Annotated in this window: 20 protein-coding genes and 4 pseudogenes; 6 read left to right on the plus strand and 18 right to left on the minus strand. The window is 37.1% G+C overall.

What is annotated here, in order from left to right; genetic code table 11:
* Positions 1-221 precede the first annotated feature (221 nt).
* From F4V44_RS26865 to F4V44_RS26875, 3 genes and pseudogenes are all read left to right on the plus strand, one after another.
* Complete coding sequence (locus F4V44_RS26865) at positions 222-1463, plus strand: CynX/NimT family MFS transporter (protein WP_150443045.1); 1242 nt, start codon at positions 222-224, stop codon at positions 1461-1463.
* Between the two features lie 875 nt (positions 1464-2338).
* On the plus strand, positions 2339-2512 hold the full coding sequence (locus F4V44_RS26870) for a hypothetical protein (RefSeq protein WP_223882050.1): 174 nt from the start codon (positions 2339-2341) through the stop codon (positions 2510-2512).
* Between the two features lie 8 nt (positions 2513-2520).
* Positions 2521-3123: pseudogene (locus F4V44_RS26875) on the plus strand (response regulator).
* A 196-nt stretch (positions 3124-3319) separates the two neighbouring features.
* Here F4V44_RS26875 and F4V44_RS26880 read toward each other — a convergent pair.
* From F4V44_RS26880 to F4V44_RS26915, 9 genes are all read right to left on the minus strand, one after another.
* Positions 3320-3520: an aspartyl-phosphate phosphatase Spo0E family protein gene (locus F4V44_RS26880; protein WP_150443046.1), complete on the minus strand. Its 201-nt coding sequence runs from the start codon at positions 3518-3520 to the stop codon at positions 3320-3322.
* A gap of 176 nt (positions 3521-3696) precedes the next feature.
* Positions 3697-4527 (minus strand): DODA-type extradiol aromatic ring-opening family dioxygenase, encoded by an 831-nt coding sequence (locus tag F4V44_RS26885; RefSeq protein WP_150443047.1) that lies wholly within the window; start codon positions 4525-4527, stop codon positions 3697-3699.
* A 68-nt stretch (positions 4528-4595) separates the two neighbouring features.
* Positions 4596-5543 (minus strand): amidohydrolase family protein, encoded by a 948-nt coding sequence (locus F4V44_RS26890; protein WP_150443048.1) that lies wholly within the window; start codon positions 5541-5543, stop codon positions 4596-4598.
* A gap of 161 nt (positions 5544-5704) precedes the next feature.
* On the minus strand, positions 5705-5845 hold the full coding sequence (locus F4V44_RS27695) for a hypothetical protein (RefSeq protein WP_191090878.1): 141 nt from the start codon (positions 5843-5845) through the stop codon (positions 5705-5707).
* A gap of 245 nt (positions 5846-6090) precedes the next feature.
* Entirely contained in the window at positions 6091-7380 is a 1290-nt protein-coding gene (locus tag F4V44_RS26895; RefSeq protein ID WP_191090879.1) for an SLC13 family permease, read from the minus strand.
* Between the two features lie 253 nt (positions 7381-7633).
* Positions 7634-8578, minus strand: coding sequence for a DMT family transporter (locus F4V44_RS26900; RefSeq protein ID WP_150443050.1), 945 nt, complete (start codon positions 8576-8578; stop codon positions 7634-7636).
* Between the two features lie 206 nt (positions 8579-8784).
* The gene (locus tag F4V44_RS26905) at positions 8785-9996 is read right to left on the minus strand and encodes a Gfo/Idh/MocA family protein (RefSeq protein WP_150443051.1); all 1212 of its coding nucleotides are present in this window, start codon (positions 9994-9996) and stop codon (positions 8785-8787) included.
* 21 nt (positions 9997-10017) lie between these two features.
* A complete protein-coding gene (locus tag F4V44_RS26910; protein ID WP_150443052.1) occupies positions 10018-10746 on the minus strand; it encodes a class II aldolase/adducin family protein in 729 nt (242 codons plus the stop codon).
* A gap of 375 nt (positions 10747-11121) precedes the next feature.
* Positions 11122-12378: an aromatic ring-hydroxylating dioxygenase subunit alpha gene (locus F4V44_RS26915; RefSeq protein ID WP_150443053.1), complete on the minus strand. Its 1257-nt coding sequence runs from the start codon at positions 12376-12378 to the stop codon at positions 11122-11124.
* Between the two features lie 732 nt (positions 12379-13110).
* On the opposite strand from F4V44_RS26915, the gene F4V44_RS26920 reads away from it, so the two are divergent.
* Complete coding sequence (locus F4V44_RS26920) at positions 13111-14046, plus strand: LysR family transcriptional regulator (RefSeq protein WP_150443054.1); 936 nt, start codon at positions 13111-13113, stop codon at positions 14044-14046.
* A 315-nt stretch (positions 14047-14361) separates the two neighbouring features.
* Here F4V44_RS26920 and F4V44_RS26925 read toward each other — a convergent pair whose 3' ends face one another.
* The 9 genes and pseudogenes from F4V44_RS26925 to F4V44_RS26965 form a co-directional block, all read right to left on the minus strand.
* The gene (locus F4V44_RS26925) at positions 14362-14802 is read right to left on the minus strand and encodes a YfmQ family protein (RefSeq protein WP_150443055.1); all 441 of its coding nucleotides are present in this window, start codon (positions 14800-14802) and stop codon (positions 14362-14364) included.
* A 130-nt stretch (positions 14803-14932) separates the two neighbouring features.
* Positions 14933-15162, minus strand: a pseudogene (locus F4V44_RS26930) (nitrilase); the annotation flags it as partial.
* Positions 15163-15419: 257 nt separating this feature from the next.
* On the minus strand, positions 15420-16850 hold the full coding sequence (gene pdxR, locus F4V44_RS26935; protein ID WP_150443056.1) for a MocR-like pyridoxine biosynthesis transcription factor PdxR: 1431 nt from the start codon (positions 16848-16850) through the stop codon (positions 15420-15422).
* Between the two features lie 167 nt (positions 16851-17017).
* Complete coding sequence (locus F4V44_RS26940; protein WP_150443057.1) at positions 17018-17212, minus strand: hypothetical protein; 195 nt, start codon at positions 17210-17212, stop codon at positions 17018-17020.
* Between the two features lie 189 nt (positions 17213-17401).
* A pseudogene (locus F4V44_RS26945) lies at positions 17402-18266 on the minus strand (aminotransferase class I/II-fold pyridoxal phosphate-dependent enzyme).
* Between the two features lie 884 nt (positions 18267-19150).
* Positions 19151-19906 (minus strand): hypothetical protein, encoded by a 756-nt coding sequence (locus F4V44_RS26950; RefSeq protein WP_223882051.1) that lies wholly within the window; start codon positions 19904-19906, stop codon positions 19151-19153.
* Between the two features lie 515 nt (positions 19907-20421).
* Positions 20422-21510 (minus strand): GerAB/ArcD/ProY family transporter, encoded by a 1089-nt coding sequence (locus F4V44_RS26955; RefSeq protein ID WP_150443058.1) that lies wholly within the window; start codon positions 21508-21510, stop codon positions 20422-20424.
* Between the two features lie 31 nt (positions 21511-21541).
* On the minus strand, positions 21542-22744 hold the full coding sequence (locus F4V44_RS26960; RefSeq protein ID WP_150443059.1) for a Ger(x)C family spore germination protein: 1203 nt from the start codon (positions 22742-22744) through the stop codon (positions 21542-21544).
* Between the two features lies 1 nt (position 22745).
* Positions 22746-24383: a spore germination protein gene (locus tag F4V44_RS26965; protein WP_150443060.1), complete on the minus strand. Its 1638-nt coding sequence runs from the start codon at positions 24381-24383 to the stop codon at positions 22746-22748.
* Between the two features lie 757 nt (positions 24384-25140).
* Here F4V44_RS26965 and F4V44_RS26970 point away from each other — a divergent pair.
* Together F4V44_RS26970 and F4V44_RS28250 are read left to right on the plus strand one after the other, a co-directional pair.
* A pseudogene (locus tag F4V44_RS26970) lies at positions 25141-25712 on the plus strand (IS6 family transposase); the annotation flags it as partial.
* Positions 25713-25763: 51 nt separating this feature from the next.
* Positions 25764-25898 (plus strand): PepSY domain-containing protein, encoded by a 135-nt coding sequence (locus tag F4V44_RS28250; protein ID WP_263406694.1) that lies wholly within the window; start codon positions 25764-25766, stop codon positions 25896-25898.
* The last annotated feature ends 85 nt before the right edge of the window (positions 25899-25983 follow it).

Here is a 25983-nt window from a genome sequence, read left to right on the forward strand (position 1 = left end):
CATACCTTCAGTTTTCAAAGAACAACTTACAAGTATAGTGTAGCACGTTTGTTCGCATATCTCAACCGTTTTGGCTAAAGCCAACCGACATTCATCTCCAATTTATTTCTGGGCTCCGCCCTGCACAAAATTGAAGAGGGAGTCTTCTGTCGGGAAATGATAAAACCACCCATTACATTAAACCTTGTATTTTACTATGGATAACAAAGAGAGGTAGCATTATGAATTTATTAAACCAACTTGATAAAAAACAGAAAATAGAATCCCCTTCAAAGAGTCACAAGCAATCAGCATCTTGGATAATTATTCTTGGCATTATTTTTATTGCCGTTAATTTACGTGCTCCTCTAATCTCTGTAGGACCTCTAGTAGATCTCATTCGGGATAATCTGCAGATATCGAACACATTAGCTGGGATGATCACCACACTACCCCTACTCGCTTTTGCCTTTTTTTCTCCTTTTGCCCCTAAATTAGGACAAAAGTTTGGAGTTGAATTAATACTTCTGATTGCTATCATCTTTCTAACCCTTGGAATTATTATACGCTCCCTGTCGGGAATTGCTAATTTATATATTGGTACGGCTGTCCTTGGCTTGGCTATTGCTGTTTGTAATGTATTGTTGCCAAGCCTTATTAAACGAGAATTTCCCGAACGAATTGGCATGATGACAGGTGTTTATGCCATTTCTATGAACCTATTTGGTGCAATAGCTGCTGGTATCAGTGTTCCCATTGCCATTAGATTAGGCTATGGATGGCAGGGTGCATTAGGAATTTGGGGGATTCTGAGTTTCGTATCCATTTTATTCTGGTTACCTAAACTGAAACATCGTGATATGAAAACATCTACCGCTAATCATCAAACAACTTACAATAATGTGAATTTATGGCGTTCCAAACTTGCTTGGCAAGTAACTTTGTTTATGGGGCTGCAATCTACAGTGTTTTATGTGCTTGTCGCATGGCTACCTGAAATCTTAAAGCAACAAGGAGTCAGTTCGGATCAATCGGGCTGGTTACTCTCTATTATGCAGGTAGTCGTACTTCCATTTACTTTTATCGTTCCGATCATCGCGGGACGTATGTCCAATCAACGTCTATTAGTGACCATTACGTCTATTTCTCTTTTAATTGGAAACGTTGGGTTAATTTATGGAAGTTTGAATTTTATTGTTTTATGGATTGTTATGCTAGGAATAGGGGGAGGCTTTTCCTTTAGTCTAGCGATGATGTTTTTCAGCTTACGCACAAAGAATGCCGGGCAAGCAGCAGAATTGTCCGGCATGGCTCAATCGGTCGGATATTTACTTGCTGCCATTGGTCCAATGTTCTTTGGCTATCTACATGATCTAACCAATAGCTGGACGATTCCACTTTTGATATTGGTTGGTGCATCGGTAATGCTCTTTATAGTTGGTCTCGGTGCAGCTAAAAATCAATATGTATGTTCTCGCAAGTAGGTAAAATGGACAACCCTGTCAAGTAGTCAGCCTTAAAAGACTATGTAGTTATCACTAGGGTTTGATGGTTCAGTTGTTTCTAATATTTAAACAAAAATAAGCGATGCAGTCTCCCTCTAAAACAAGGCTGTTCTAAGTAAATCTTTCACTTAGGGCAGCCTTGCTACTTTATATAATTTCTGACTGCCAATTGTTTTATAAGCGATATACATTCAATTAGAAATCGGGTCATATAATGCAGAGATATCTGCAAAAGGACTAAAAAAATTGGTCTAAAAGGTTAAAGTATTCACCATAGTTCCATCAAAACTTACTTCCTTTAAAGGTGTTATTTAGAAATATCTCCTTTTAATGGAGGCATTCTTTAATATCTTTATTGTATTTAAACTTCTTAATATTCAACCATAAAAAAGGGCAATAACTAATTTTCCTTTAAAAAAGATTACAGAATTTCCCGAACAGGAAAGCCTACTGCTTCAGCTGTTGGAGCAGTCAAAAAGCACATGTACCAGTCCCCTATAGATGAATTAAGTAAGGAGTTTAACCATAACTATATCGACAGCATCCATACCACTGGAAACGTGATTTTCAAGCATGCTATCCGTCAAGACTTGTTACGGACAAATCCCACTAATGGTTTTGTAATGCCGAAAAAGCAGGTGACTGTTGAAGCTATGGATGTAGTCAAGCATATTCCCCCCACAGCTTTAGACATACTCATACATCATTTCTAATTAAAGATAGTGCAGGGATGAAAGAGATTCAGGAAGGTTAGTTGACTTCTTCACTTAAAAAGAATCCTTATTTATGATTATAGCTATGAAATTGCGCTGTTTCAGTACTTTCAATCTCAAGATAGTACAGCTGCTAGGGTGATGAAAGATGAGGCGTTAATTTCGGGGATTTATCTTCCATACGATCAAAAATGGGTAGATTATAATGAAGGAATTGAAAAATATGGGTTAGAACCTTGTTATGAAATCCATGAAGATACACTAGATTATAAAGGGTACATTCAGATGATCATCAATTATTTAGAGAAGGGGTGAAGCGTATTATGGAATTAGAAAACACCCTTCATATTGTCGCTGAAGGAGGTGACGGTAGTGTAGTGGTGGTGAAAAGTGGAAAAATACAATCCTGATGTTGTGTGAATAAACATTAATATGCCTAATATTAATGGTATTGTAGCTACAAGGAAATTAATTGAAAAATATCCAGATGCAAAAGTGATTATTTTATCTATACATGATGATGAGAACTATGTAACACATGCTTTACAAACAGGTGCAAACGGGCACTTTCTAAAAAATGGAAGCCGATACATTGATTGAGGCCATCAAGTCGTTGCTGATGGCATATCTTATTTACATATGAAAGTGACACACAATTGCCGCTTGGCTTCTCAAGAGATAAAAGAAAATCAGGTCTTTACCCAAATAGAAGTTCGCCATCCTCTTCATTTATTAATACGACGTGAAGGTGAAGTCCTTCGTTAATGGCAGATGGTAATAGTAATCGTACAATCGGGAAGGCATTATTTATTAGCGATAAAACAATTAAAAACCAGGTAAGTAATATCCTGCAAAAAATGCATGTAAACGATAGGACCCAGGCAGTTGTAGAAGCTATTAAAAGAGGTTGGGTTCAAGTAAGATGATCTTGAATTTCAACTAAGATTCTCTAGGAGCCCAATTTTTGATGTATGATAACTTTTGTCATGTGTATTCCAATTTTATAGAGTTTTTTGCACAATATTACTTGTATACCAATTTTTTCAGGTGGATGTTAAAAGTAACGAATAATAAAGTTGAAAAGGATACAAGATTGGCTGGTTATTAGATGCTAAAGTAAATTCACGAACATGTTTGTAAGGATAGTTTGCTATTCATTTCTTGGTATGCCAATATATATACATCTAGTTCCTGACTTGCTATTAGTGTATTCTCATGGTCAAAGCCATATGTTAGCCCCAAGTTAATTAACCTCTTTCTTAAGTATTCAATATGGGATAATAGCTGATTAGCGGTTAATATAAGAGATTGAGAAGATTCCATTATACGCACTCCCTCTTTATAAATAAACTGTTTATGGATTTGGTAGAAGGGATTGATCTTATTCAACCCAGGTTCATCAAAATAGGAATATCCAAACCATTTAATAAGGAGTGACACCTTCAAGATAATCCAAAGATGTCACTCTTTTTAATGGGGACAAAACGGTATGTTCTTGTTTAAAAATACTCACATGTAAGAGAGGTGTTCGTTCTCTTAAAGGCTATTAGAGCATTCCAACTACCGGATGATTGTCCATCTGCTAAGTAGATTGGTGTCCATTCTTGATTGATAATTCCTAACAGCATAGCTAGGTGGCGGCCTCCTGATTCTACTTTTGCCATATTCGCATATTGCGGAAGCATTTGATAAGCAGCTTGATAATCTTTATTCATCAACAAATTGACAAATTCTTTATCGAGGCTATGCTCAGCAATAGTTGGCATATTATGTCTTCCACGGACTAAATGATGTGACAGTGCCCCGCTTGAGATAAAAATGACCCTTTTATTAGATTCATGTAATACTTTGGCAATGACTTTTCCCCATTGATACGTTTCTTCTAGATTCGCAGCTAATGTTACAGATAAATTAATTACTGGGATATCTTCATTTGGCACAAGATAGCGAAGTGGAACCACGGTTCCATAATCCCAGACAAAATATTTGTCTTGAACTTCTTTTACCGTAATACCTGCGTCAACACCTGCTTTCACAAGTTGAAGCCCTAATTCTTCATCACCTGGATAATGGTATGGAACATCTTTAATCAATTCGGGTGCTTCTATAGCAGTCAGTAGGCCTTTATGAACTGGATAACAATCTACATAGTGGGCAAAAGTCGACGGCCAGTGACAGGAAACTAATACGACAGCGTCCGGTTTAATATTAGCAATATCCTTTTCGACTTGTTTCATCGCGTCGACCATATTTTGTTGAAAGTCAGGTACTTGATCCTCGTGGCAAATACTTGGAACATGTGCTGCAAGTATGCTTAATTCAATAGTCATTAATAATTCCTCCTATTAATCTTTGTCTCATGTTTCTATTATTCTTTCTTTGGAAAACGTTCAATTGGTTACTTTACGACATAATCTAGTAAAGTGTGAGCACCTTTCTCACTGATTTCTTTTGGAGGCCATACACATAAGTCAAATGGATAATCTGATCCTGCTACAACTCGATCCTCTCCAACTGTCTTCACGAGAAGGTCAATACTTTCTTGATTCCAAAGAACCGTATCATACCAAAAACGCTTTAAATACTCAGAAGGCGGGGCTTGTAAATTAGAAGAAACAAGATTCCATTGCTCGTAGCCTTTATCCAACCTACCTATTTGATAGGGAAGAAATCCGCCTCCATGAGCAAATAATATTTTGACATCTGGATATCGATCGATCATCCCACTTAATAGCACATCTGTTGCACAAACGGTTGTTTCCCATGGAACTCCGATTAAATTAGGCATCATTCTTCTTTTTAAGCGAGAATCTTCACATAATAATGGATGAATAAAAATAACCGCTTTTAACCTGTTAGCTTCTTCGAAAAATGGTTGAAAAAAGCTGTCTGACAGCATATGTTGTCCAAATCCAGGCCCTATGATGGCTCCCTTTAACCCAATGTTCATGGCTTCATTTAACACTTCAGCAGCTTGATTAGGATGTGCCAATGGTACCGTTCCAACGGCTGATAACTTACCTGGGTTTGCAGCTATTAACTGTGCGAGTGATTGGTTATAGATTCTCGACATCTCTTTTGTAATATCTAATGGAAAATCATATAAAAAGAGTTGTGGAATCGCAGAAATCATGGAATGTGTAACATTCGCTTTTTCTTGGTCGTGCATATATAAATCAAAATCAGTAAAGGCTTTCTTTAATTCAAACCCCCACTTTTGATTGATGAAGAGAAAATCCTCTTTATTGTTCTCTTTTTTAATCCACTCGGCATTGACTGCCTGTTTATTTTCCTTAAGCCAGTTCAGTACATCATTTGGGATGAAATGAGTATGAAAGTCATGCATAAATCCCTTCACTCCTTGTTATGAATAATTCAACATCTTTGTTTCTAGCGTGAATAATAGATGAATTAAAAGTAATAAGTTAATTTAGTACTCGAATAGTTATAAAAAAACCTATTAAGATTGATTTACTTGGTTATTAACTATAATTTTCTGTTTTTCCCTCATTTTATCGGTGAGCCAACATGATTTTCTGCAATCACTCGTAGACCTGCTTCAGATGAAGTAGAGTAATCAAGATCAGCCAACTCAATGTCACGTTCAAATGAATCAAGGTTTGGATTTGTATGAAGTAGCTTTGTCATGAAAGAAGAGAAGTGTTCTGCTTTTCAAACACGACGAAGACATATTTCTGTGAACAGGGTTTTATGACGTTAATGGTAATAAAAATGTCCTTTTCCTCATGAAACGTATCTTGTTCAGAAAAGGGACGGTTACGTAATAAATCGTTCTTTTTTAACATAGCCACATTTGCAATGGAAGCATAATCTTTCCGAACAATTCACATTATTATATATCTATATAATTTTCAGATAATTTAGTCCGTTATTTACCAAGGAGTTCCAATCACCACAAATAAGAGCCATGCTAATCCTGGACCAAAGGCAATGAATATGCCGGTAGTAATCAAGAGTTGCCTAAAAAATACCCTCTCTTTTATCCCTTGCACATTCGCAAGTAAAAGTGCACCTGCTGAAGAAAGAGGACTTAAGTCAACGATACTGGATGAAGCAGAAATCGCAGATATAACATTGATAGAAGAAAGGCTAGGATCCATCAAGACTGGTTCTGCAATAGGAATAACAGAAGCTAGGAATCCGGTTGTTGAAGCAAAAGCGGACACAAATCCACCCACATAAGAAACAACAAGAGTCGCCAAGACAGGATTCCCCAAATTCGCGATCATAGCTGTAACATAATCCATTACCCCTATTTTTTCCATTATCCCAACATAGGTCACAATTCCCGTGACTAAAAAGATAACTCCCCAAGGCATCACTTTGAGCACTCCATCTTGTTTACTAGGAGAGATTAAGGCAAGTACTAACCCCACTAAAATGGCCGCAAAACCAAGATTCATATCAAATCCAATCGATAAGATACCTAAGACTCCGATCCCCGCAAGACAAATTCCTTTATATACTGTAAATCCGTCTTTTTGTTTTTCTGTTGATATATTTCCATTTGTAACTTCTATAGACGCAGCGACGAATTCCATTGCAGTTGATTGCTGCTTTACTAAGCGAAGTCCACCAAGTAGAAAGAACGTTATTAACGCAACAAGACCAAAATAGATAAAACAATTTAGTAGCAGTAACGCTGGCGAATGTTCCAGACCTCTCGTTTGCATACCTCCGTTAACAATGACACCAAAAATATTTAATGGTGAGAAAGAGCCTGCCTGCATCCCCATAATAATCATTATGCTTATCATTAGCGGACTAATATTGGATTTATGCGCTATTTTCAATGCAATTGGAGCTAACAAAGTAACAACTGCGATGCCATATGTTCCTGCACTTGCCAAAATCGAGCTCAATGCGAACATGAGCCAAGGTATGACGACGACGTTCCCCTTTACCAATCGTAGGCCCCCGTCTGCAATCAAATCAATAACCCCGCTCTTTTGTATAATGGCAAACATATACGTGATTCCTACTATAAAAATAAACAGTTCCACAGGAAATGCACTATAAACCTCTTCCTTGCTAAGACCACTAATTTGGATACCAACAATAAAAGCCGCAGCGAGTCCTAAAACGCCAATATTTATTGGCAAGATTGCCCCTATAATGAAAATAATCAGAAGTATAAGAATGGCAATTACTTCTATGCTCACAAAATTTTCCTCCCTTTTCTGGAATGTGTTGTAGATCATGATTTATTATTTTAAGCCATCCTTTTATCAACGCTTACATTTCAGTGTTGCCTGTATTACGTCTTTAAGGTGGTTAGCCTAGTTATTCTAGTATTAGTCCCTATAGACAGATAAGCCTACCACAGGTAAAGAGAGAATCATTCATCCTTATTTGAGTTCTTCTGTTTGATAGGTTATAAAGCTATTCTCATAGAATAAATGATGCCTTGTTCATTTACAATATAATAAGACAAAGCCCCGACATAACTAAAACAATCCCTATAATAGTCTTATATGTAATGCCTTCCTGATTTTTAAAAAGGAAATAGCTTACAGGTGTTACAATAATCGGTGTTGACAATGTGATGAGATTAGCAATAGAAATTGGGATATATCTCATCGAGGCAATCACTGCGATTTGTGCCGAAATCGTAATAGCTCCGCTAATCATGTAGAAAGTAACTCCTGTACGATCTGATTTTTTGATTTCACTCCAAAAATGACGAGTACTTTTATTCGTGATGACATGTAATAAAAACCCAAGCAAAGCGCCAAGCAATCCCCCTAAAATAGGCTGATTCCAGCTCTGAATGGCTACTCCCCTAACGATATTTCCAATCGCATAGAAAAAAGAACTGAGAAAAGCTAGTAAAATTCCTGTTTGAATAAGCTGGCCTACAACAAATTGCTTAAACGTTCGTGATTTTATCATTTCCTGGGTTGCCGCAACTTCCTCGTCTCCCGCTCTTTTGGAAATATAGGATACTAGGAATAAGCCCAACAACATAAGGAAAATAGCAGATAAATCTGTTGAATCTAACTTTTCCTCCAGAAACCCCCAGGCAATAATGGTTGTAAATAATGGATTACTTACTTGAAAGGCACTTGCTCTTGTTGGACCTAATTTTGCAATTGTTTCAAAGAAAAACCAACGGCCTAAGTATGTACTAAAAAATCCAGCTGCCAAAAAAAGAAAAAAACCTTTCGTGTCCCAGCCTATTGTACCTAGATCAAAAAAAATGAATTGAATTAGAAGCAAAAGTGCAGCGAATAATACGTTTACACTGACAGAAATAAGAAACCCAAGATTGCTATTTACTCGAGCAGTTGCTACTTTGGTTAAGATGATATTCGTCGAAAATAAAATTAATGCAAGAAGGGCTAGCGCTTCACCAATCATGTACCTCTCCTTTCAATTCTTGATATTAACAGATGCGGATCTGGTACAAGCACTACAAGTTCAATGGTCATAATCATCCTTCTCTCTTGATCTATGAATCTTTTTATTCCTTTTATGAGAAAATCATACAATAACCGATAAGTATATGAAAACACAGCCAATCTCTACATGGCCTGGCTGTGTTTGATTTTAAAATATCCTTTCACTTAAATGGAATGACCGACCTTGCTTTGTACTGGTACCTGATGATCTAAATACAATTCTTTTCTTTCTTTTGAGGATTGAATAGCTTTGATGCACACTTCTAGGTTAGCTTTTGCCCATCGTCCATCGTGTACAGGTTTTTCCCCTTCCACCACTGCTCGATATAGCTCATCAATAACATTCAATCGACCTGTTTCTTCTTTTAAGATCGGAACCACGTACTTTTCATCTTCTCCATACACAATTAAGCCGTCTGGATGTTGCCGAATGTCTCCCTTTTCACAACTGACAATTGTCAATCCAAAGAAAGGGTGACTTTTTTCGGCTTCTTTATAGTTTTTCGATCGTTCCCCGCCAAAACCAGAAGCAACCTTTAAAGCCACTTCATCTGTTTGTGATTTTGTGTCTTTGATTAATCGACGGGATTGCCCATAAACATTTGAGTTTGTTAATGGACCTCCTTCTCCAATACCAAAGGTAAGGTCCGTTGTATGAAAATGATCATAACCATTATAAACAGCCGTTGCGGCAATACCATTTTCAAACTCTAAGAAAACAGAATGGTTCCCTTCAGTAGAGCGAGAAGCATCTGCTATTCCAGTTACTGCCCGAATACTTCTCACTTCCCCCCCACCCAGCAATCGGATAATATCAAATTGGTGGGATCCTTGACGGTACGTAACCCCGCCTCCAAGTTCTGTTTTTAATTCTTCTGGTGTCCTTGGACGGTATAACCAATCATTATAATACCAATTGTGGATCATCAAAACTTTCCCAAGCTCTCCACTCTCTATGATTTCCCGCATTTTTTGGATCGGTGGCTCAAAACTATGGGAATGTCCGACAATGAGCTGGACTCCATTTCTTTCAGCTATTTCTATCATGTCTTCTGCATCTTCTAATGTGACGGATAAAGGTTTTTCTACTATAATATGTTTTTTTGCTTCAGCAGCAATTCGGACATGTTCTGTATGGAATTCTGTAGGTGTAGCAATGTATACAGCATCGATAGTCGAACTTTCACACAATTCCTCTATCGTAAAATATGTTTCTCCATTATAGTCTTTTGCAAATTTCTCCAGCCTTTCTTTGTTTCTTGTAGATGCTGCCGCTAATCTAACCCCTGGATGATCTATTATAGCAGGAATCATAGAGGCTCCGGCAATCCCAAGCCCGACAATTCCAATATTTAATATTCGCTTATGAGTTGGCATATTATGTCTCCTTTCAGTCCCTTACTTTTCTGCTTCTTGAAGTTTTTTAACATAATAACGCCAAACCCATTTGGCATTAAACTTTGTGCCTAAATCAGGCAACTCAGCAATATCCTCTTCCGATATCGCGGCTACTTCTCGTCCTGTTTTAGCTACTTCTAATGTCACTTTCGCCAATGTATTAAAGTTCAGCGCATTAATCGTTGCTTCCTCAATCGTTGCACCTGTTGCTGTAATACCGTGTCCTTTCATTAAACAAATATCCTTATTCCCCATTTCCTCGATCATGGGTGCTGCCAATTCCGGTCGGGTTACTAAATACGACCTTTGGAAAACGGGAACTCCTTCTAATGCCATTCTCATGGCTGGTATATTAAAAGCACCAAAAATTGGCCTTAACGGTAACTCAGAAATCCCGCATATCAAAGCCGCTGGAGGATGGGCATGAATCACACAGCCTACTTCAGGTCTTGATTTGAATATTTCCCCATGGATGGATAACTCTTTTGGAACTTGATAGATTCCCTGAAGATCATCCCCATTTCCATCAAAATCAACCCTTCTGATTGCCTCGGCTGACGTGTACCTTACGCCAGTTTCCATGTCTCCCCTACAGCGAATAAGCATCTCTTCTGTACCTTCTATTCGAGCACTGACATGGCCTAACGTTTCATCCACGAGTCCTTCCATAGCTAATATCCTGCAAGAAAGGGCTACCTTCTCTCTCAGTTCATTTAATGAATCGCTCATCTTTCTCTCCTTCTTTCCTTATGAACTTGCTAGCTCAGGTGCCGTTACACGTTTCATTTCTAGAATTTCTCCCCTCCATGAACATTCGCTACACCAACAAAAATAAACGGTATCGTTAGCCACCCAATATTCATTAAAAAGGCTATATGGTTTAAAAAGTGATTCTCCGCAGTTCGGACAATACTTTACCTGCATTTCACTGTTTCTCTTTTCAATCACTCGATAACACTCCCTTTTACAGATAGAGCAGAGGCTGTCTCATAAGGTATCTGGCATCCTCAGAATAACGATATTTAGTAACTTTTATCATTGGCTGTTACTAAATATTGTATATTGGTGCCTGACACCTTTTCTTTTGAGACAGCCTCTTATTTGTTATAAAACAGAAGAAACCGTTCCACCTTTACAAAGATCAATAATTTCATCTAGATTTGGTGCATATCTCGTATTCCAATCTTTCGCCACTCCTGATAACAAGCCACCTTCGCTGAATTTATCTTCTTCTTGCGGTAACTCGATATATTGGTTTTGTTCTGGATCACGAATCACACACTTTGGATCTTCTCCATTTTCTACTCTCTTTAATTCTCTCTTTAACATTTGGCGAAACATAATGATTCCTTTATCCGATGTTCCAAGCCTTTCCGTTGTTCGATCCGCAATCGGTCCTTGAGTGATCCATGCCATCATGTCCTGACCATCGATATAATCAATGATGAATTTATCATTTTCATCTTTAATCGGACATTCGTACAATGAAATAGGATAATCTTCTGGTACCTCAACCCCCTCTTTCGGTACAAAACACGTGTACCAAAAATGTAAGGTATGAGTATCATCCATCGGTACCCGTATTTGGAACGAATGTGCTCCACTATCCCCGACTCGAAGCATGTTAGGGAATACAATCGGATGACCAATTGCCCAATCTTCATTTTCTTCCGTTTGTCCTTCTAATACACGACGTTTAATGATGCCCCAGTCGAATTCATCAAAGCCGATTTTAAGATGGTGCTTGGTTATTTTCCACTCATCCTGCTGACGACCTTGCTGTTCAAATACATGCTCGAAGTAATGTCCATGAAGCCATTCAAGGTGTGTTGGATCTAGGGAGTTTTCCATGATTTGCATCCAATTACATGGAATGACGGCATATCCAATCGTACGAATGACATTTTTCTGAACAAAAAGATCCCATTTCGGTAATTCAGGAGCAGGTGATGGTCCCATATAGGCAAAAACAAATCCACCTAGTTCTTCTACTGGATATCCAGAAAGTTTAATCCGATTTTTAAATGTACTGTTTTCAGGTTCATTCGGTTGTTCGATACACTGCCCATCTCTGTCATACAGCCAGCCATGATATTGACAACGTAGTCCACATTGTTCCGGTATAGCATATTCGAGAGATACGCCTCTATGAGCACATTTATCGGCTACAAGACCAAGAGTATTCGATTTATCGCGGAATAAAACAAGTTCTTCTCCTAGGATTTTCACTTTTTTAATCGTTCCGACTTTTTCAACTTCTGAACTTGCAGCAATTGGATACCAATATCTTCTTAAGAGTTCACCCATTGGTTTTCCAGGTCCAACTTGAGTTAATGTTTCATTTTGTTCTTGACTTAACATATAAATCCTCCTTCATAACTTGTGAATACGCTTTCCTATTGATTGATTAATATTAATTATGTGAATATAAAGATTAATCTTTAAATTTATTATAAGTTAGATAAAGTTATAAATCCAATTTGAAAATATTGATATAGTTATATATATAATCTTATAACCAACTTGAAGAGTAAGAATTAAGCACACCTTTTTGTAGAGGGATTCATTCTTATAGTCAGAATAAAACTCAAAAGGACCCCTAACAGAGTTAGGAGCCTAAGGGGAGTTATCTGGATTCCCTTTTAATTTGTTGAATCCTTTAGAAGTGATTGCCATATAACCAGTTAAGACACCATGAAATGGACAAGGTTTCTTAGCTAGATTTATATAACGTTTAACAACGAAGGGGAAGAGTTTTTCCTTCACTGTATAAATCGTAACTGTACGAGTTCCTTTTTTCTAAGCAAGCTCGAAAAATAGAGTTGCCATTTTTCCTCAATTGATCACCTATTTTCATATACAGGTTTATTCCTCCATCATTTTCACTGCGCTTCCTATACATTATTTGAATATTATGATAGTTATTCTAGAATTCCTTTACTGCATCATCCAGGCTATTCTATAATACAAATAACAATTCTTTGCGCTTTCTATATATAATCATTTATAACTAAGGTCCTTATAAGACATTCTACTTTAGATAAATACTCGAATTAATTCCCACTACTGTACAATCCTGAAAGGAGAAACACCATGGATCTTCCTATCAATCTTTATCAATTACAATTGTTTTGTGCCGTTGTCGAGCATGGGAGTTACAGCCAAGCTGCGAAAAGTATGCTTATGACCCAACCTGCATTAAGTTTACAAATCAAATCATTGGAAAAAAAATTAGGAGCAAAGCTTTTTATACGGAAGGGAAATAAAATGGAACTTACAGACGTAGGTGTACTAACGAATCAATATGCCGCTAGTTTGCTTAGTCTTGAAAAACAGTTGCGTTCCTCAGTTAAAGAAATCATTTCTGGTGAAGCAGGACGCATTGCCATTGGAAGCAATCGGCCTATAGGACGCTATCTCTTACCTAATTACATATTGAACTTCATGCAACAGTTTCCAACAGTAGAAATGACAACGATCTATGATAATACGGATCAAATTTATCGTTATGTATTGGATGAGAAAGTAAATGTTGGATTTGTAACATGGTCAACAGAACAAACAAGCCCTCCCAAAATGGTAAAACATTTAATTCACAAAGATTACTGGACGCTTGTTTGTTCAACAAGCTCTCCTTGGGCAACTTGGCAAGGTAGTATACAAGATATTTTACGAAAGGCTCCTTTGATTGGTTCATTACCAGGGACCACTCATGGAGAAATGATTCATTTAGAATTACAGCGACTCGGTTTAGATATAAATGATTATCACATTACTTTAAGACTTGATGATATTGAATCAATCAAAATGGCGGTAATATCTCATTTAGGTATTGCATTCCTTCCTCGAATGTCCATTGAAAGAGAATTAGCGAACAAGGAATTAGTTGAAGTCCCCTTAACAACGGAGTACAACCCGTCTCTTGACTGCTATTTAATTGTAAAAGAAGGTGCATATATTACACCTACATTGGAAAAATTTATTAACTTTACTTTAGAAACAAGTGGTAGTGAATTTCTAAATACGTGATATCCTATCTGACTACTCCCACCGCTAAAGCAGTGGGGTTCTCTTGTACGTGAAAGTGATTCTAAGATGACAGGTAGAGGCGTTACGAAGCTCTCCACAGGTCGTTGAACTAATGGAAAGGAGAAATTCCTTTCCGTTATTATCGAGGTCAATGGAATCTAAAAAAGCTGCCGCCTATAAAATACAGACAGCAGCTTCAACAAGTTGCCTAGGCCTTTTTTAAATGCCCTTTACAAAAGGTACAGTTTAAATAAACCCATAGTTTTTTCCATTCATACTATTCTTCTGTGAAATATAGATATCAAGTTTTTTCCTTTATACACTTAAACTATTTGAAATAGTAAACTTTTGTAGATATTCAGAACTAAGACGATAAGAAGCCACTTTCTTCTTCCACTGCTTGACCACATCAACGTGATCATCGTAACTATAAACATAGAATGTCATTTCTTTTTTTCTACTTTTTACGTTTATGACAAATGGAATAACACTCGTTTCTGGATTTAGAAACAAGTCTTCATTCCCTTGGAATATATTGTACCTTTTTAAAAATAGAGCTTCATTAAAAAATTCGGTAAATCTATTTTTTTCTTCCTCCTCTAATCGCTTTCCGTTAAATGTTATAGTAATATCTTTTGAATTTAGTTTTGGATGAAGTGCAAAATTACTTACAAACCATCCTACAAGTGCACTTGGGGGACTAGTTAACATTTTTAACAGTGCAAAAATCACCACAATAATAACCGTCCATGACATTTCATATCAACTCCTTAATTAATAATAAGTTTGATAGTAAAGCAGAATTTATTCGAGAATAGATTTATTCTTCTCCCACTCAATACTCTCCTGTTTCGCGCTGTTTACTTCAGCTTAAATACATCAGGTCTTGCATAATCCCCAGTAAGATGCATATTCCTTCCATTGCAATATGACGGATTGTCGACTGCCAAGTCTCTCTTGAATCTGCGGTTGGAGCAATATAAAGTTGAACTCCTTGAGCATACATAGCTGCCATAGTCAGTGACATGTTATTTTCCCGTAAGGAGTATCAAATACAGGTAGTGTACTGCCATCACCTTCTCCTCAAACAATGCGTTCTGCGACAGTCAGTTTTATCATATTTATAGAGTTCATACCTCTTTCCTTCCAATCCTTATACATTCATTTCTAAACTGTATTATAAATAGACAATTGTGAATTAATCCACATACTTAACCACAAATTATTATTAAGAAGTGGATGTTTAATCATCCACTTCTTAATAATAAAGGATTTATAAGTTTTATAACCATCCAATTAGATCTTTTTTTGACCATCCATTTGTCTTTAAAAGGAAAAAATCATGATTAATATCATGATTCCCCCTAAAAATGTTAGAGAAAATGAAGTGCTTCAGAAAATCTTTTAATTCCTTCATCAATGGATACCTCATCTTCTCTTGCAAAAGTAAAACGAACAAAACCTTTTTTTGATCCAATTGTTGAACCAGGGACATAAATAACTCCTCTTCTGATTGATTCTTCTAGTAATTGAATTTCATTAAAATCTTTTTTTATCTTGCACCATATATGTATTCCTCCTTGAGGAACAGAAAAATCAACCTGATCTTTCAAATAAAACTTAAGGCTAGTAACAATTTGATCCCTGCGTTTTTCTAATTCTTTCACTAATCTTTTGATATGAGCATGAAAATTTTTTGATTCTAAAAAATCATTTGCTATCCATTGATTAAAAATTGCGTGACCAAAGTCTATTTGTTGTTTGGCATCCGATAACCTCTCAATAACAGGTTTCGGCCCAATAAGCCATCCAATTCTTAACCCAGAAGCAACAATCTTTGACAAAGAGCTAATATATAAAACATTTCCATGACCATCCATCGATTTAAGCGTAGGAACATGTTCCCCTGTAAAAGACGTTAAGCTATATGGATCATCTTCCACGACAGGAATCCCATGTTCTGAAGATATTTCTAGAAGCGCCTTTCGCTGATTTTCGTTAAGTAAGTAACCTGTAGGATTTTGATAAGCCGGATTCAAAAATATCATTCTGATTCGATGCTTTTTATGTAATGACAGTAATTCCTCTGGGTTTATTCCGTTCTTATCTACTGATAAAAAATATGGCTTGATTCCTGCAGATTTAAATATTGGAAGATTATAACTATAAGACGGGTCTTCTAAAGCCACCGCATCTCCTGGCTTCAGAAGACATTGAACGACTAAGTGTAACGCTTGTTGCGCGCCAGATGTGATTAATATGGAAGAAGGGGACGTTTCAATTTGCCGAAATTGTCTAACATGCTTTGTAATAGTATTTCTCAATATTTCATTTCCCTGCGGATGGTCATAGCCTAAGCTCCCAATAAACGACCTAGTCGAAGTAATTTCTCTTAAGTATTCCATTGGAAAAAGGTCTTCTGACAATTCTCCGCTAGCTAGATTAATTAATTTATGTTCAACAGCTTCTTTTCGTATCCGTTGAGTAACGGGTAAGTTAGGTAAGAAGGAACCTGCCTCAATATATCTATTCCAGCTGGGAATACGTTTCTTAGTAATTCCCCATATATCCTTGCTTACAGTCGTCCCGCTTCCTCTAATTCTCTGAATAAGCCCATTTGATTCCAACTCACCATATGCAGCAACTACCGTGCTTCTATTTATATTTAGTTCCTTAGCTAAGTACCTTTCAGAAGGTAAGGGTTTGTCAGGTGGAAAGGTACCATCCGCTATTCCATTTTCAAGATATTCAGCAAGTTGTTTATAAATTGCTTTTTTTGCTTTTCGATCTGGTTTCCAATCCATATTAACCATCCTTATCTTTTATTCAGTATCTTTAACCAAATTATAATTTTCTTATTTGTATTCTTTACCCAACCCTACTATATCCATAAATACATACAAAAACTACTCATAAAAAATAACCTATTATCACTACTAAAATAATAGGTTTAAAAAACATATCATTTGTTTTAAGAAAAAAATCTAATATATATACCAAGGCCTATTAAACCTAAAATAATAATGATTACATAGATTAAACTTAAATTTGTAAAGTTTCTTTTGGTTGAACTGCTATAATTATCGTCACCTTTCCCTGCAATTGATATTGTTGAAATAATAGCTATTATAAAAATAATAATTACCAAAGCAAACATGATCTTCATGTTGCCACCCCTTAGAACATTCTATGTTTATACAATAAAATCAAATAAAACTCCTAAAATATATTATTGAATTTAGCAAGTGGATATCTACTGTAAGACATTATTTAAATATTAAATAGGCCTATTATAAGAAAGTAACAGCAATTAGTCACCATCCATTTCTCTATAAATTTACCCATCCAGTTAACGTTATAGATTGTCAACAAATCGCTTCATTCTTTTCATTGCCTCTTGAATTTTTTCCAATGAAGTTGCATAGGAGCACCGAATATGCCCTTCACCACATTCCCCGAATGCATTTCCGGGTACGACCGCTACCTTATGCTGAATAAGGAGTTTTTCCGCGAACTCTTCTGATGTAAGTCCGGTTTTACGAATTGATGGAAATACATAAAACGCTCCTTCAGGTAAATGACAATCCAGCCCCATTTCACGCAAATGTTTTACGATAAAATTGCGCCGTTTACGATACGAATTTCTCATCTCAACGATATACTTTTGTCCATTTTTTAAAGCTTCAAGTGCTCCATACTGTGATAGCGTAGGAGCACTTATCGTTGTAAATTGACTAATCTTCAATATTTGTTGAATTAAATACTCTGGAGCACATATAAATCCTAATCTCCAACCTGTCATAGCAAAGCCTTTTGAAAAGCCTGATACAAGAATCGTTCGCTCTCTCATAACCTTTAAAGAGGCTATTGAACAAAAGGTGTCTTCTTTATACGTTAATTCAGCATATATTTCATCGGTAATCACTAATAAATCATGCTCTATGTATTTCTTCTTTAGGAGAGTAGGAAACTTGGAAACTGCTATTTAAATAGGTAGATATAAGATTTCGCAGTTCTATATGCCCTTCCATTTCTGAATAGGATATACTCCCTTGGTTAATTAATTGGATAGAAGCCTGACGTATAGACCATGGAGTAATAAAGTCTGGTTCTCCAACTCCTAAAGAGATAACTCCTTCCATGGTATTAGCTAAATCAAAGAACTTGCGAATGCCAGAAGGCTTTAATTGTTTCACCCTTGAAGAAAGATACGATTTCATAAATGCCCTACCACCTATTTACATTATTAAAACGATATTAATTTAATTTTTTTACTAGTCATCATAACTGTTATTTCTGAAATAAAGCTATCTTAATTACCCATAGCTCACAGTCTCTCATTTGCAAGAACCAGCAACTGCTTTACAGCTGTTTCTTTATAGATTCCACAGTCATTTTTTTCGATAACATCAACAAATGTATTCAATTTAATTGAATGCCTATTCATTTTTTTATCAGTAAAATTATTAAAAGAAGACAATCACTATGATTACTTTTTTACCTATATTAAAGAATTCACAGCAAAAGTAACCATCCAAATCTATTTTTTTAACCATCCACTTCGCTTAACGACATTTAAGAATAAAGATTTTTTCAATGCCTAATAATGGGCAACCAATACTAAGGATACAACTGACTTATACAGATACTAATATATAAATGTATATCAATTATTCGTAATCTTACTCAAGATGAATCAGTTTGAATAATGTAATTAGAAATTACCCCATCCATCTTTTCGATAATGCGTCTATGTATTATGTAAAAAACTAAGAAATATTGCTGGAAAGACCATCAGACAAAATATTGCTTGTTTAAATCAGGCATCCAGATAACCAATGTATCGTTCATTGAAGAGATTATAAGGACTTTAAAAGCAAAAAAGGTAGTGCAAAAGAAAAAAGTTATTAAATGTTGTCAATACGAAAATGCAATAAGAGAATTCTCCCCCCTTAAAATTATCCCCATAAAAACTTGACCCAATCGGCACTATCTGTCAGTTGCCTCTTACCAGTTGCTCTACGCATTCGGGGCTTGTATCCTATAGCACATGTGCTGCCACGCGCAAAAAAGGCATTGCAAAACCCACAATGCTTTTACCCTACTAGGATTCTTCCATCTTTATAGCTTGATGAATTGCTCGCTCTACCCACTGGCTCATTGTCATATTTCCTTGTTCGGCCAATTGCTTAACAGTATCCAACATATTGATTGGCAACTCTAAATTTGTTTTGCGATAAGCACTCCGAACAATAAATAACCCTTCAGCAATCTCAATCGTTCCCTCTTTTATAAAAGGAATAAGCTGGTCCAAGTTAAAAGGAATCGAATGTTGAAGAGATATTTCCCCTACCTTCATCGAGATATAGACACCCTGCTCCTGTTCCCGAATCTCTACGTTTTCAATTCCCCAAGACTCATATATGAAATCAATAAACGGATATAAAATATCCTCCCCTTTAGGAATCTGGATATGAACGTAGCCTTTATAATCTAGTGCATCTTTATGAATTTCATAACAAGGTTCCAACCCATATTTTTCAATTCCTTCATTATATTCCACCCATTTTTGATAGTACGGAAGATAAAATCCCCAATTTAGCTCCTCATCCTTCATCACCCTAGCAGCTGTACTATCTGGAGATTGAAAGTACTGAAAAAGCGCAATGTCATAGCTAGAATCATAATATTCATTTTTTCGAACACGCTCAAATTCTAGGGACTGAAACAATTCCTTTGCTTCTAAGAACGATTCTTCCGAAATAACATAATTCGTTCGTTCATCACCAAAAGGTACTTCTACAACTTTAATAATCCCATCTTTGATATATTTATAGACACTTTGAACAGATAACTCCAACTGTTTGGACTAGTTGTATAAGACTAGAGGCACTGGAAATCTTTTGCTTTGTACCAGATCCGTAAAATCTCAATATGACGTTCGAGATAATTATTTTCTAAAAAAAATTCCTGATATCAAAGAACTTTTCATTTATTATTTTGTAGTAACTTTATTTACTTGTTTCTATTTTTCCTTTTGGCTCGAAAATGAAAAACAACCAAAGGGCCTATCCAAATCAAAAATAAGACAAAGGCAATGCCCATTTCCGTTCCTCTATTAATCCAAAAGGGATTAATCAAATTAGAAAGGGCAAAGTTTAATGACTTTCCCATGATTAAATCCACGATTACATAAAAAAACATACTGGCTAAATAGAGCAGAAGAAATATAGCGAAAATTTTCATGCAAATACATACCTCATCTTTTTTAAGATTATCGGTCTTTCAATTAAATGAGCTCCCGGTTTGCGGAAACTTCACAGCGTTCGGAGATAAGTTCCAAAGTTCAGCGGCAATTCCCCCATTGAACGTTGATCATCCAATTCTTTTACGAGTCAGAGCCACAATCAGAAGCAAGAGGGGAATGACTACTGAGAAAAATACAAAAATCGATCGCAGGGCGAATTTCCCTTCTTCCAGATGATCTGAAAAATCGCTGGCAATCATCATTGAAGAAAAAAGAATAACCATCCCAATCGGCCAACTCAACTTCTGTTGATTTTGTACTTGAAATAAGTCGGCAACCCCAACCAATGCAGCATACGAAAAGACCACAACCTTAAAAAAAACCCCGATAATCACTGTCAGAACGGCGATAGCATCTAAACGCTGCAAAAAATTTGCTATATTGACTAAACTAATCGCAGATAACAAGGGAAATGTTGATCGACTGGCCATATCTACGCCAAGAACAGCAATCTCAACCAAAATGGTGTAGCTTAAAGCAATGCCGCCGAAGGCCATGGCTGCCATCCCCATCTTGATCGCTTCTTTTTGATTCCTAAGCAATGGAAGAATCATGGTAAAGCAAATCGTTTCCCCGAAAGGAAACATGAAGGTCTGCGAGTATACCGTATTAAAAACGGGTTTCCAACCTCTCCCTAGGACCGGCAATACATTCTTGACATCGACGACGCCGGAAGTCAGGACAAAGAGGTTCCCCAACATACCGACCAACAGGATAATCATAAAGTAGAGCCATGATAATCTTGCCAGCACTTCAATTCCTTGATGAAGAACATAAACAACGGCAACAATCATTAAGGCATTAATCGCAAATAGTGGGGTTTGATCATAGGCGGATGCAACCAGCAAATCCCCTCCATCCCGCAAGTCTCTTGCAGCCCCATAAATAAAAAAAAGAATATAGAAGAAACTTAACGGCCACCCAATATATTTTCCTAGTATTTCCCTTATATACCCGGTTAAAGAGATGCTTGGATAGAGGTGAAAAAGAGTACCATAAACAAGAAATAAGAGCAGACCGCCGGCCAGCCCAAGAAGAATCGCAATCCATGCATCCTGTTTGGCATCCATCCCTAATGGAACAACTAAGCTTGTTCCCAAATTAAACAAGGTAATCAATGAAAATAGTTGGCCTGGCGAAATTCTTGCTTTTTTCATGAAGTAATGGATCCTCCCTTCCATCCTATGATTACTTCGTTTCTAACAAATACGGTCTCATCCGCGCCCCCGGACGGCGAATATAGCTTTCCACGAATACGTCTACTTGGCTTTCCGAAAACGTTTCGTTCCATTCTTCCTTCAGGTTCTCCCATGTTTTGGGGTATTTTCGGGCAAGAGTCTCCCCCAGACCAAATATATCCCTTTTCTCGTCCTGGGCCACCTTGATCGCTGCCGTCACTTCTTTCTTGGTTTCCTCTTCTAATTCTTTTATTAGTTTTTCAAGTTCTTCAGGTTTACTTAGATCAATACCGCATTTTACCTCGCCAATGGTTCCTTCATCCCATATTCGGATCGAGAAGGCTGGTTTTCCATTCCGGATTTCCGCTTTCACTTTGGTAACGGAACGAATAATTTCAATTGCAAGGGCCTCTTTTTTCTCCTGACAATCCAGATTCACAATCGTACTTTTCATTTTATTCTGTATCCAAACCGTTCCGCGTGCTTCACTGCCATCTAACCAGCGTATAGGCTTACCTTCTCTGAAGAGGGCCATCCCATCAATTTGAGTATAGGTTGGTACCTTGCTCTGTTCTTTGTTGGATGTCTTCATTCCTTCCTGCGGGTTCCCAACAATTTTCACCCCGCTGATGGTGGATACTCCTCCTTCACTGACAAAGGATCTAATCACCTCATCCAATTTATATTCAATATTTTCTGATAACACTTTATCTGCAAACCTCGTTTTTCCAATCAAACTATTGGACGGAATTTTTTCCATGGGCGTCAAAATGCTGATGACCGACTCAGCCGTGCTCTCCCTAGCCACAAGGACGATCGAAGTCATGCGGACTTCATTCGAACGTTCGAAGAAATCGAATAAATCCTGGATACTTTCCCTAGCTAATGTTTCACCAACTACAATGACACTCATATGCCCAAAGAATAATTGACGCGGTGCTTTTTGAGCTGTTTTCCGTATCGCTTCAAAAAAGGTACTTCCCGTTTCACTATAAACGGTCACCGGTATACCTCCGCCTCCTTTGCCCCCTGCCGCGACTTCACCCGGGTTAACAATTTGAAAAGAGACCCGATACTCCTTCGTTTCCGGTATTCTATCAATCCCCATCCCCATCACGATTGCCAGATCTCCAAGATCCCGGCTGTTCCAACATCCTGAAAGCCACACAATGCATAAAAGCATTCCCATAAGGATGGATCCTTTCGTTTTCATCTCAATCACCTTGGTCCTGATTCTGGTCTTGTTTTGAAGGAGTAGGCTGGAGACCTCCCTCCATCCTCGTCATTTTATTCTGACTGATCAACCGGGGACGTGTAAGAAACGACCACCAAGGCAGACGCAGTATCGTATCCTTTTGATCCTCGAGAATAAATGGGGTAATGGGAGCCATATAAGGTACACCAAAAGAGCGCAGGTTACACAGGTGGGCCAAGACCATAATGTTGCTGATGGCAATTCCATAAAAACCAAATGTCCCTGCAAAAAGGATAATCACAAAGCGGAGCAAGCGTATCGATATTCCGAGACTGTAGGATGCGATTGCAAAGTTGGCGATACCGGTGATGGAGACAACTATCACCATCGAAGCTGAAACAATTCCTGCCTCAACGGCTGCCTGTCCCAATACAAGAGCCCCGACAATCGATACGGCTTGTCCGACCGCCCTTGGCATCCGAATCCCTGCCTCGCGTAGGAATTCAAGTGTAGCTTCCATCAATATCGCTTCGACAAACGGAGGAAAAGGAACACCTTCTCGCTGCTCTGCCAAGCTGATTAGAAGAGGGGTTGGAATCATTTCTTGATGAAACGTAATCGCTGCGACGTAGACTGAAGGTCCTAACAAACCAATGAGTAAAGCGGCATATCGCAATAGTCGAATAGCAATCGTGATATCAAAACGATGATAGTAATCTTCAGAGGTCTGAAAAAACTGAAAAAAGGTAGTAGGTGCAATCAAAACAAAGGGTGTTCCGTCCACAAAAATTGCTACCCTCCCCTCGAGCAAATTCCCTGCCACGACATCCGGACGTTCCGTATTAAATAGTGTAGGAAAGAGAGTAAATGTTTGATCTTGAATCAATTCTTCAATATAACCAGATTCCAGAATTCCGTCTATTTCAATGTCATCAAGCCTTCGCCTTACTTCCTGTACAAGTTTATCATTGGCAATTCCCTTGATATACATCACGGCAACGTCCGTTTGCGTAACATTTCCAATTTGCTTCGTCTCCAGCCATAGGTTAGGACTTTTAATCCTGCGGCGAACAAGGGATATATTGGTCCCCAAGGACTCACTAAAGCTATCCTTTGGTCCGCGGATTACAACTTGTGTTGACGGCTCCGTTACGGACCTGGATTCTCCCCCACTAGTACTCCCGCTTATGGCTTCTGTAAAGCGATCAATCAGGATGACTGTATTACCAGACAAAACTGACAGAATCAGTTCATTCCAATCTTTGATAATTTTTACTTCACCCAGAGTTAAAGCATTATTTTTAACGAAATGAAACACATTTTGAGCTGAAATGATATTATGAGTTTTAGCCTCTCCATGATCAATCATCAAGGAGCGCATCACAAAATCACTGACCATCTTCTTGTCAGCCAGTCCATCTATATAAACTGCTGCAATAGGAATCTGCGGATTACTACCAATCTCGAATTCACGGATAATCACATCTGGACTATTCCCGACTTCTTGTTTGATTTTTTCAAGATTCGTTTTCAAATCTCGGTGCAGTGGAAGCTTACCTGTATCCCTTGCTGTTTCTTCGCGGGTTATGACCGGTGTTCCCCTTTTCCTTTTATTACGAAATGCTTCCCACAAGGACCTGTTTCCTCCCTTTCTCATGATTAAATTTTTCTACATTCGTTTAGAAGTCTTATGTTGAGCTTCATTGACGTTTGAGGGTTTCAATTCTATCTTTTATAGACCGTTCGGTAATAGGTTTTATCTCATTGTTTTGGATAACGCTAATCACCATTCGAGCGAATACTTTCATCCATTTCACTTTCTACGTTTAGCATTTGTATATATACACTAATTTTCCCAATAATTACATGATTATTCTATGGTTTAATATATGGCTTGCGTAAAGTTTGCTAAATGGATTAATCTTCCCGAGAGGTAAATAAACCCCATCTCAAAATCGAAAGACTTTTGTTCAGTAACTCACAATTTCTGATTAAGTAAAAATTAAAATAGTTTTCTAGCTGTGACTTTAAAAGATAAATTGCATATGAAAATAATTAAAGTGCATGAAATTATTAAACCTCTTCTATTAGTTTAGAAACCGCAGAATTCTATTTTGCGGATTCCTTTTTTTATAATCCGTTAGCAAAAGAGCTGCCAATCCGTTTATTGATCTTCAGTTCTTGTACCCGTTTTTAAGTGTTATATTTAACAATTTTTATATATTAGTTCAATTTATTTTTCTTATTTATCTTAATAAACTTATGGGGTTCTGGTGCAAAAACTTCAACACAATTGCAATTAATCTCTAAATCTTGGGCATACTGATACTATTACTCTAAAAAGGTGCGTTACCAATATGAAAAAGCAAAATATATTCAAGTAGAAGCGTTATTAGCCTGACATTAATTTGTTAATGGTAGATGGTACCTACGGTATAATCTCAGTTTCCGTGATTTAGTAGAAATGATGCAAGAACAGAGCCTATTCATTGCTTATACAACAATCATGCATTGGGTTCATCAGTATGATCCCGAATTAAGATGAAAGAATACGACGTCATCCTAAGCCAACAATGATTCTTGGGGAGTCGATGAAACTTATATCAAGGTAAAAGGTCAATAGATTTATCTATATCGTGCCGTTGATTCAGAAAGAAATACGACTGATTTTTATTTAAGCAAAACAAGAGATCATCAGGCTGCAAAGCATTTTTTCAAGAAAGCTTTATGGTCTGTTCATATTTCAAAGCCTCGTGTAATCACAGTGGATAAGAATCCAGCCTATCCTATCGCAATTGAAGAGTTGAAGAAAGAGAAAAAGATGCCCGTAGGCATCCAAATAAGGCAGGTAAAATATCCTAATAATATCGTTGAACAGGATCATCGTTTTATTAAAAAGAGAGTTTGTGCGATGTTAGGATTAAAATCTTTTCGTACAGCCAAATCTATTCTTTCGAGAATAAAAGCGATGCATATCATTAAAAAAAGGACAACTGCGGATGCCACTACCATTGCTGAAAAAGCAGTAAATGGAAGAATGATAGAGATTAGCAAAGATGAAGACGATGAGTTTATCAAATACGAAGTAGAATTAAAAACAGATCGTGGAGAAGCAGACGTTGAAATCGATGCGTCCACTAGAAAAGTACTTGAAGTTAAGTGGGATGATTAATTAAGTGAGCGTAGTAAAAATGATATTATACATGAAGAAACAAGAGCCTTATGTCAATAAAAGGACTCTTGTTTTTTGCTTTATT

Source organism: Niallia endozanthoxylica (assembly GCF_008710145.1).
Taxonomy (GTDB): domain Bacteria; phylum Bacillota; class Bacilli; order Bacillales; family Cytobacillaceae; genus Bacillus_BD; species Bacillus_BD endozanthoxylica.